The organism is Kribbella sp. NPDC048915 (assembly GCF_040649595.1).
In the GTDB taxonomy this organism is placed as follows: Bacteria; Actinomycetota; Actinomycetes; order Propionibacteriales; family Kribbellaceae; genus Kribbella.
The window spans coordinates 25,046-34,372 of record NZ_JBEZFT010000076.1 but is presented as its reverse complement, the minus strand read 5'-3'; the positions used below and the strand labels follow the sequence as shown (position 1 = coordinate 34,372).

Genomic DNA, 9,327 nt, shown 5'->3' with positions numbered 1-9,327 from the left:
CCACCCGCTACGACAAACTCGCCGTCGTCTACCGCGCCGCCGCCGTCCTCAACGCAGTCATCGCCTGGACCCGACATTTGTCAGACATGCTCTAGCTGCGCAGCGGGCGTTCGGCGATACGGTTCGGCATGAAGGCGACGGCTAGCACGAGCAGCACGGCAGCGGCCGCCGCGCCGTAGTAGACGTCATGGATCGCTGGCGCGAGCACCCCGGCAGGTACCTTCTCGAGGTCGGCGTGGTCGTCGCCCAGGCGAGCAGCCACCACGCCGTTGGCGACCGCGCCGAAGACGGCGACACCGACCGCACTACCCATCGAGCGGGCGAACATGTTCGCGCCGGTGACCACGCCACGCGTCTGCCAGTCCACCGACGACTGGGCCGCGACGACCGACGGCGACGCGGAGAAGCCGAGCCCGATCCCGATGACGAAACACGCGGCGGCGAGGTGCAGTACGGCGCTGTTCGTGCCGACCGTGAGCAGCAGACCCGCTCCGACGACGACGATCGAGGCGCCCATCAGCATCGTCGTACGGAATCCCACCCGCAGGTAGATCCGCCCGGCGAGTGACGCAGCGATCGGCCAGCCCAAGGTCATCGCGGCGAGTGTGAACCCGGCGACGAGTGCCGACGTACCGAGGACGCTCTGTGCGAACAACGGCACGTACGTCGACAGCCCGATCATCAGCAGACCGATCAGCAGCGCGGCCGAGTTCGCCGAGTTCAGTACCCGCTGACGCAGCACCCACAACGGCAGCACCGGCTCCGCGGCCCGGCGTTCGACGAACGCGAACGTGGTCAGCAGGACGACGGCCGCGACCAGGATCACGATGCTCGCGGGCGAGTCCCACTCCCACATCACGCCGCCCTCGAGCAGCCCGAGCAGCAGCAGCGAACCGCCGACCGCGAGCAGCACCGATCCGGCGTAGTCGATCTGGTGGCTGGTCTTCTCGGCCACCTTCTCCTCGAACTTGCGGACCAGCACCCACGCGGCCGCGATCCCGAGCGGGATGTTCACGAAGAAGATCCACCGCCAGGAGACGAAGTCCGAGAACACCCCGCCGAGTGTCGGGCCGACGAACGACGAGATCCCCCACACGCTGGCGATGTAGCCCTGCACCTTGGCCCGCTCGGCGACCGTGTAGATGTCGCCGACGATCGTCATCCCGATCGGCTGGATGGCGCCGGCGCCGAGCCCCTGGATCAGCCGGAACGCGATCAGCGCCGGCATGCTCCAGGCGAGACCGCAGAGCACCGAGCCGAGCACGAACAGCCCGACGCCGAGCAGCATCATCGGCTTCCGCCCGCGCTGGTCGGCGAGCTTGCCGTAGATCGGCACCGACACGGCCTGCGCCAGCAGGTAGATCGAGAACAGCCACGGGAACTGGGTGAAGCCGCCGAGGTCGGCGACGACGGACGGTACGGCGGTGGCGAGGATGGTGGCGTCGATCGCGACCAGGCCGACGCTCAACATCACCGAGAGCAGGATGGGGCCTCGTTCGGACCGCAGTCCCACCCCGGTGCGGCCGAGCTGCTCAGTAGTCATATCGCCTACCAATGTAAGTGACCTGTCATCGATTCCGTACCGGCGGATCGCTCCTCGGGACGTGGGCACGCGCGGCCGCGACGGTGGGCTCACGGACCGTTACGCTCACCAGGGTGAGGATGCGGGCCGTGCTGAGTGCTGTCGTGCTCGTGATCACCGTTTCGCTCAGCCTGGTGCTGCTGCCGATCGCGATCAACATCGCCACCGGCGGTACGGTGCCCGCCTTCCTCGCGCCGTACGTCCGCGGGGTCTGGCCGCTGATCGGGGTGCTCTGGGTGGTCGCGGTGGTGACCGCACTGCTCGAGGTCCGGAACCGCCGGCTGCCGCCGAGCTCGCGCCGGGTGGCCGACCAGCCGCGGAACCGCCGGAACGCGCTCGCGCACATCGACCGCTACTACTCCGAACGGCGGGCCGGTTCGCTCGCTGCGCGCGTTGCGCTCGCGCTGGAGGAGGACCCGAGTGTGGTGGTCCGCCCCTACGACCTGTTCGTCCAGCCGCTCGACAGCGCCCCGCAGGACGTTCCGAACGCGGCGGACATCGACAGGGTGTTCGACGAGCTGCAGGACTCGATGCTGATCCTCGGCGCACCGGGCGCGGGCAAGACGACGCTGCTGCTCAACCTGGCCGGGACGCTCACCGAGCAGGCACGCAACGACAAAGACCGCCCGCTGCCCGTTCTGGTCGACCTGGCCGGTTGGTCGGCGCAGACGGCGCACGGCAGGGACGACGACCCGCTGGACAGCCCGCTGCTGGCAGGCTTCATCAGGTGGCTGTTGTCCGAGCTGGAGGACCGCTACAAGATCCCGTCGGCGGTCGGCCGGACCTGGCTGAGCAACGGCGAACTGGCGCTGCTGCTGGACGGACTGGACGAAATCGCCGAGCCGGCTCGCGGCAAGCTCGCGCAGGTCCTGGAGGAACTCCGCCGCAGCTACCGGATCGGTCAGCTCGCGGTGACGTGCCGGACGAACGACTACGAACGCCTCCCGCAGAAGTTACGCCTGTTCGGCGCCGTGCACATCAGGCCGCTCACCAAGGGGCAGGTGCTCGACTACTTCGCCGCGGTCGGCCCCGCACTCGACGGTGCGCGCGCAGCGATCGAGCAGGACGACGCGCTGTGGGAGCTGGTCAACTCGCCCCTGATGCTGAACGTCATGGTCCTCGCGTACCAGGGCCGCGAGCCGCAGGAGCTGAGAGCGCGCGGCGTCGCCGACCTCCGCCGCGAACTGTTCGACACCTACATCTGCGAGGTTCTCGCGCGCAACCGTCAGACAGCGCGGCAGTACGACGTCAAGACCGCCGTACGGCGACTGTGGTGCCTGGCGTGGTGGACCCGCAGCCGGGCGGGCGACCGGACCGCCATACCGCGCTGGGTGACGCCGGACGGTTGGTACGGGTTGTCGCTGCGCGAGGTCGACTCACTGACCTACGCGGTGTGCCTGCCGGCGTTCTTCGTCGCCGTCGCTGCCGGCGCGACGCTGATGATGCTGGCGCAGTACGGCGCTCTCGCCGGGCTGGCTGTTGCGGGTACGGCGCTCCTCCTGGTGCACATCCGCCCGCACCCGTGGCACAAACCCGACGCCCGCGGCCCGGACCAGGCACTGCTCTTCGCGCTGATCGCCGTGACCGGCACTGCGATGACCATCGCGGTGACCGGGGCCGCACTGGGCCTGGTCGAGTTGCTCACCGCAAAGATCGCCCTCGCTATCGAGGCTGCACTGGTCGCCGGTGCGTACGTAGTAGAACTCCTCGTGTTCCACGACAACCGGCGGCGGTTGCTGCTCGGCGTACGGCTTGTTGTGGTGATCGGCGCGAGCGCCGTCGTGCTGAGCCTCGGAGACGCGCTCCCGTTCGCCTGTGGCATCGCGATCGGGCTACTGGTCGCTCAAGGCATCCGGATGGTCAAGTCGCTGCCGAACGATCACCTGCCGGCCAGTGACGTCGGCGACACGTGGCGGATGGACCTGTGCGTCGTTGGTGGTGCTGCGGTGGCGTTTCCAATCGCACTGCTGCTCGGCGCGGACCTGACCGAGCCGCACCTCGACGCCGCTGTCGGAATCGTGCTGGGCGTGGTAGCAGCCAAGGCCTGGCGTCGTCGACCACCTGTCCTCGCCGGACCGATGTCCCGGTGGCTGCACGACCTGTTGCTGCACTGGACCGGCTACCTGCCGTGGCGCCGCCGTGCCTTCCTGCAGTACGCCGCCGATCGCTATGTACTGGCCCGCACCGGGCGCAGCGAGTTCGCCTTCATCCACCTCCTCGTGCGCGACCACCTCGCCGAGTGCACCCCCGACGAACTCGCTGCCAAGGTGGAACGCCGCATCGGCGCTCGTCAGGCAGCAGGCTCCGTGAGGGCATAGCCGATCAGGCTGCTGCCGAAAGCCAGCACGATCAGCGTGCAGCGGGCGGTGAGTCGGTGACCCGCGTGGCGCACCGGACCGGCTGGGCGTCGACCAGTGCGTTCATCGACACGTTCCGGCGCGTGTTCGGTCATACGCCGGGGGCGCGCAGAGCCTGATCGAGGATGCGGCTCCACTGCCGGACGATGCCTCGCCGCCGGGCGCTGTCGTCCGTCAGCAGATCGGCCAGCCCGAGGCCGCGCGCCATGTCCAGCACGCCCTGCACGGTCTCCCGTACGCCGGGCGTCCGCTCGCTCACCTCGAGAACGTCGAGTAGCGCCCGGTGTGCTTGCCGACCGACGTGCGCCTCCAGCCGGACGATCTGCTGCCGCAACGGTTCCTCGGTCGACGCCGCGACCCACAGGTGCAAAGCGGCACGGAACAGCGGACCGGTGTACACGTCGGCGAGCATCCCGACGATCGCCTCGGTCCGCCCGCCTCCGCGGGGCAACGCGGCGGCCTGCGCGCGGATCTCCGCCAGGCGTACCTCGGTCATGTACTCGACGGCCGCCGCGAACAGGTCGGCCCGGGTCGGGAAGTGATGCTGTGCGGCGCCCCGCGAGACCCCGGCCCGCGCCGCGACGACCGACACCGTCGTCGCGGCGTACCCGACCTCCGCCAGCGACTCGACCGCTGCCTCCAGCAACCGTTGCCGGGTGGCCCGCGACCGATCCTGCTGCGGCTCCTTCAGAGCTTCACTCACGAGCCGCCTCACGAGCCCGCAGCTCGCGCCGCAGGATCTTCCCCGACGCCGCCTTCGGCACCGCCTCGATGAACTCCACCTGCCGGATCTTCTTGTACGGCGCCACGCGCGCGGCGACGTATTCGATCACGTCGTCCGCGGTCAGGTCGACGCCCGGCATCGGCACCACGAACGCCTTCGGGACCTCGTTGCCGTCGGCATCGACACCGATGACCGCCGCGTCCGCGATTCGGTCGTCGGTGAGCAGCACGGCCTCCAGCTCCGCGGGCGGCACCTGGTACCCGTGGTACTTGATCAGCTCCTTCACCCGGTCGATCACATACAGGTAGCCGCGGTCGTCCATCCGTCCGATGTCACCGGTATGCAGCCAGCCGTCGCTGTCGATCGTCGCGTCGGTGTCCGCTGGCCGGCCGAGGTAGCCCTTCATCACCTGCGGTCCGCGGATCCAGATCTCGCCCTCGTCCGCGTCGTTGCCATCGGCACCGATCAGGCGCAGCTCGGTCGAAGGGAACAGCTTGCCGACCGCACCCGGCGGCGGCTCGGGGTCGTCCTGCGGCACCGAGTGGGTGCCCGGCGACAACTCGGTCATCCCGTAGGCCTGCAGCACCGCGTGCAACCCGAGCCGCTTCGCGCACGCCTCGGCCAACTCACCGTCGAGCGGCGCCGCGGCCGACATCACGTACTTCAAGTGGGACAGATCCACCCCGTCGACCGCCGGGTGCTTGGCCAGCGCCAGGACGATCGGCGGCGCCACGAAGGCCCGCGTGATCCGCTGCTGGTCCAGCGTGGTCAGGAACTGCTGCAGGTCGAACTTCGGCAGCACCACGACGGTCGCGCCGAGCCGCAGCGGCAGGTTCATCAACACGGTCAGCCCGTAGATATGGAAGAACGGGAGGATCGCGATGATCCGCTCGTCCGCGTCCAGCCGGATCATCACCTCGGCCTGCGAGATGTTCGTCGCGATGTTGCGATGGGTCAGCATCACGCCTTTGGCCGCGCCCGTCGTCCCGCTCGAGTACGGCAGCACCGCGACGTCCTCGGCCGGGTCGATCGGCACCGACGGCTCCGCTGCCGTCGACGCGAACAGCTCCTGGATCGAGCGGTACCCCTCGGCCTCGTCGCAGACGAAGATCTGCTCGACGTCGGTGCCCTCGATCGCCGCGGTCGCGACCGGCAGGAACAGCGAAATCGTCACCAGCAACTTCGCCTTCGAGTCGACCAGCTGCTTGTGCAGCTCGTCCGCGGTGTACAGCGCGTTCACCGTGGTCACGGTCGCGCCGGCCCGTGTCGCGCCGTAGAACACCACCGGGTACAGGATCGTGTTCGGGCTGTAGAGGGCGATCACGTCGTGCGGCTGGACACCGAGCTCGGCCAGCCCCGCGGCGACCCGCCGCGTCAGATGGTCGAGCTGGGCATAGCTGAGGGTCTTGCCGGTGACGCCGTCGACCAGGGCCGGCCGGTCGCCGTACTCCTGCGCCCTCCCGAGCACAGCCTCGTGGATCGGTACGTCGAGCACCTCGACGGGCGGGAATTCACTCGTGATGATCATGTCCCCACTCCTTTGTGTACGGCTGACCAGCTCCGAAACTCAATACGACTTGGGCAGTCCCAGACTGTGCTGGGCGACGAAATTCAGGATCATCTCCCGGCTCACCGGTGCGATCCGGGTCGCGCGGGCGGCGGCGACCAGCGCGGCGACGCCGTACTCGACCGTCATACCGTTCCCGCCGAGCGACTGCACGGCCTGGTCGGTGGCACGGACGGCGACCTCACCGGCGGCGTACTTGGCCATGTTCGCGGCCTCACCGGCCGCGAGGTCGTCTCCGGCGTCGTAGAGCGCGGCCGCCTTCTGCATCATCAGCCGGGCCAGCTCGAGCTCGATCTTGATCTGCGCGAGCGGATGCGCCAGCCCTTGGTGCGCGCCGATCGGGCTCGTCCAGACCTGGCGTTCCTTGACGTACGCCGTGGCTTTGCCGAGGGCATGCCGCGCGATCCCGATCGCGAACGCGGACGCCATGATCCGCTCGGGGTTGAGGCCCGCGAACAGCTGCAGGAGCGCCGCGTCCTCGGAGCCGACCAGCGCCTCGCGCGGCAGTTGGACGTCGTCCAGGAACAGCGAGTACTGCTTGTCCGGGCTGATCAGATCCATCTCGATCTGCCGGTACTCCAGGCCCGGCGCGTCGGTCGGCACGATGAACAACGCCGGCTTGAGCTTGCCGCTGCGGGCGTCCTCGGTCCGTCCGACGACCAGGACCGCCTGCGCGACGTCGAGCCCGGAGATGAACACCTTGCGCCCGGTCAGCGACCAGCCGCCGTCGGTGCGGCGGGCGGTCGTGGTGATCTGGTGCGAGTTCGAGCCGGCGTCCGGTTCGGTGATCGCGAACGCCATGATCGTCGAGCCGTCGGCGAGGCCGGGCAGCCAGCCCCGCTTCTGCTCGTCGGTGCCGTAGCGGGCAATCACCGTCCCGCAGATCGACGGCGACACGACCATCATCAGCAGTGGGCAGCCGGCCGCGCCGAGTTCCTCCAGCACCACGGACAGTTCGGCCATCCCGCCGCCTCCGCCGCCGTACTGCTCGGGGAGATTCACGCCGAGATAACCGAGCTTGCCCGCCTCCAGCCACAGCTCGGTGGTGTGCCCGCCGCTGCGCGCCTGCCGGTTGAACCACTCGTACCCATACTTCTTGCCGAGCTCGCCGACGACCTTGCGCAGCTCGCGACGTTCGTCCGGTTCCACGAAGTTCATGCGTCCTCCCCGACCACGACCAGTACGGCGCCGACATCGACCTGCTGGCCCGCTGACACCTTCAGTTCACTGACGACACCGTCCGCGGGAGCGGCGATCGTGTGCTCCATCTTCATTGCCTCCAGCCACAACAGCGGCTGTCCCTGTTTCACCCTGTCGCCGACCTCGACGCCGACCCGGATCACGGTCCCTGGCATGGGTGCGACCAACGATCCTGCCGCCACCTGGTCCGCCGGATCGACGAATCGCGGTACGGGATGCAGCGCGACATGACCGAGCGACGAGTCGACACAGACGAGCCCGTCGTACGCCGCGACGTCGAACGTCCGCCGTACGCCGTCGACCTCGAGCACGACCCGCCCCGGCGTGCTGTCGACCAGCGTGATGTCCCCGTCGACTTCCAGCCCGTGACGGGTGAGGCGATAGGCAACCTCCTGTACCGCGTCGCCCGCGCGGTATGTCTTCCGCTGGGGTTGAGACGGGAGATTCCGCCAGCCGCTCGGCACACGCACCGGCGTCGGCCGCGTGGTTGCATCTGCCAGTGCAGCGGCCAGCGCCGACGCCTTGACGACGTCGTCGTCCGGTGCCGGGCCGGTCCCGTGCTTGTCGAAGAACGCGGTGTCGGTGTCGCCTGCGAGGAACGCCGGGTGCCGCAGGATCCACGCGAGCAGCTCCCGGTTCGTGCCGACACCGTGGATCGTCGCACGGTCGAGGACGCCGGCCAGTCGCCGCGCGACCGTCGTACGGTCCGGCCCGGATGCGATCACCTTCGCCAGCATCGCGTCGTAGTACGGCGATACGTCCGACCCGCTCGCCACGCCCGAATCGACGCGCAGCCGGTGTGGAACACTTCGGTCGTCTGACGCGCCATCCGGTCCGGAAAGGTCGAACCGCCACAGGTGCCCGGTCTGGGGTTGCCAGTCGTTCAGCGGATCCTCGGCGTACAGGCGCACCTCGATCGCGTGGCCGACCGTCGGCGGCGGTTCGGGCGGCAGGTGCTCGCCCGCGGCGACGGCGAACTGCAGCTCGACGAGGTCGAGTCCGGTCGTCTCCTCGGTGACCGGATGCTCCACCTGCAGGCGCGTGTTCATCTCGAGGAAGTAGAAGTTCCCGTCCTCGTCGGCGAGGAACTCGACCGTCCCGGCGCCGACGTACCCAATCGCGGCGGCCGCCTTCCGGGCCGCGTCGTACAAGGCCGGCCGCATCGACGGAATGCGTCCGACGAGCGGCGACGGCGCCTCTTCGACGACCTTCTGGTGCCGGCGCTGGATCGAGCACTCGCGCTCACCGACGGCCCAGATCGTGCCGTGCCGATCGGCCATGATCTGCACCTCGAGATGGCGCCCAGCCGCCAGGTACCGCTCGCAGAACACGGTCCCGTCGCCGAAGGCCGACAACGCCTCCGCCGACGCCGCATCGATCTCGGCCGCGAGATCCTCCAGCCGCGACACCACCCGCATCCCGCGTCCGCCGCCCCCGGCCGACGCCTTCACCAGCACGGGCAGAGCGTCGGCCGCCACCTCAGCCGGCGTGAGCTCGGCCAGCACCGGGACCCCGGCCGCCGCCATCAGCTTCTTCGCCTCGATCTTCGACCCCATCGACGAGATCGCGTCCACCGGCGGCCCGATCCACGTCAGCCCGGCGTCGAGGACCGCGTGCGCGAACCCGGCGTTCTCGGACAGGAACCCGTAGCCCGGATGTACGGCGTCCGCGCCCGCCCGCCGCGCCGCGTCGATGATCAGCTCCGCTCGCAGATAGGTCTCCGCTGGTGCATTGCCGGGTAGGTGCACCGCGGCATCGGCCTCGGCGACGAACGGCATCCGCGCATCGGCCGTCGAGTGCACAGCGACCGTCGAGATCCCGAGTGCGCGCGCCGTACGGAAGATCCGCCGGGCGATCTCGCCCCGGTTCGCGACCAGTACCGAAGTGATCATGCGCG

6 protein-coding genes are annotated in these 9,327 nt (G+C 69.4%); 1 reads left to right on the top strand and 5 read right to left on the bottom strand.

Features of this window, described 5'->3' with window-relative positions; translation table 11 throughout:
* Positions 1-91 precede the first annotated feature (91 nt).
* The gene (locus AB0B82_RS28480) at positions 92-1,543 is read right to left on the bottom strand and encodes an MDR family MFS transporter (protein WP_360175078.1); all 1,452 of its coding nucleotides are present in this window, start codon (positions 1,541-1,543) and stop codon (positions 92-94) included.
* Between the two features lie 119 nt (positions 1,544-1,662).
* On the opposite strand from AB0B82_RS28480, the gene AB0B82_RS28475 reads away from it, so the two are divergent.
* Positions 1,663-3,900 carry an NACHT domain-containing protein gene (locus AB0B82_RS28475; protein ID WP_360175081.1) on the top strand — a complete coding sequence of 746 codons (2,238 nt, stop codon included), beginning with the start codon at positions 1,663-1,665 and terminating at the stop codon, positions 3,898-3,900.
* 130 nt (positions 3,901-4,030) lie between these two features.
* On the opposite strand, the gene AB0B82_RS28470 is transcribed toward AB0B82_RS28475, so the two are convergent.
* Genes AB0B82_RS28470 through AB0B82_RS28455 form a run of 4 tightly spaced genes read right to left on the bottom strand, consistent with a single transcriptional unit; the run spans position 4,031 to position 9,322 of the window.
* A complete protein-coding gene (locus AB0B82_RS28470) occupies positions 4,031-4,642 on the bottom strand; it encodes a TetR/AcrR family transcriptional regulator (protein WP_360175075.1) in 612 nt (203 codons plus the stop codon).
* A complete protein-coding gene (locus AB0B82_RS28465; RefSeq protein WP_360175072.1) occupies positions 4,635-6,191 on the bottom strand; it encodes an AMP-binding protein in 1,557 nt (518 codons plus the stop codon). Before AB0B82_RS28465 ends, AB0B82_RS28470 begins: the two co-directional genes overlap by 8 nt.
* A 39-nt stretch (positions 6,192-6,230) precedes the next feature.
* The gene (locus AB0B82_RS28460; protein WP_360175069.1) at positions 6,231-7,388 is read right to left on the bottom strand and encodes an acyl-CoA dehydrogenase family protein; all 1,158 of its coding nucleotides are present in this window, start codon (positions 7,386-7,388) and stop codon (positions 6,231-6,233) included.
* A complete protein-coding gene (locus tag AB0B82_RS28455; RefSeq protein WP_360175066.1) occupies positions 7,385-9,322 on the bottom strand; it encodes a biotin carboxylase N-terminal domain-containing protein in 1,938 nt (645 codons plus the stop codon). Before AB0B82_RS28455 ends, AB0B82_RS28460 begins: the two co-directional genes overlap by 4 nt.
* Between the last annotated feature and the right edge of the window lie 5 nt (positions 9,323-9,327).

Coding starts and splice junctions, on each gene's coding strand:
- AB0B82_RS28480 (WP_360175078.1), bottom strand. CDS start 1,543: ATGACTACTGAGCAGCTCGGCCGCACCGGGGTGGGACTGCGGTCCGAA.
- AB0B82_RS28475 (WP_360175081.1), top strand. CDS start 1,663: ATGCGGGCCGTGCTGAGTGCTGTCGTGCTCGTGATCACCGTTTCGCTC.
- AB0B82_RS28465 (WP_360175072.1), bottom strand. CDS start 6,191: ATGATCATCACGAGTGAATTCCCGCCCGTCGAGGTGCTCGACGTACCG.
- AB0B82_RS28460 (WP_360175069.1), bottom strand. CDS start 7,388: ATGAACTTCGTGGAACCGGACGAACGTCGCGAGCTGCGCAAGGTCGTC.
- AB0B82_RS28455 (WP_360175066.1), bottom strand. CDS start 9,322: ATGATCACTTCGGTACTGGTCGCGAACCGGGGCGAGATCGCCCGGCGG.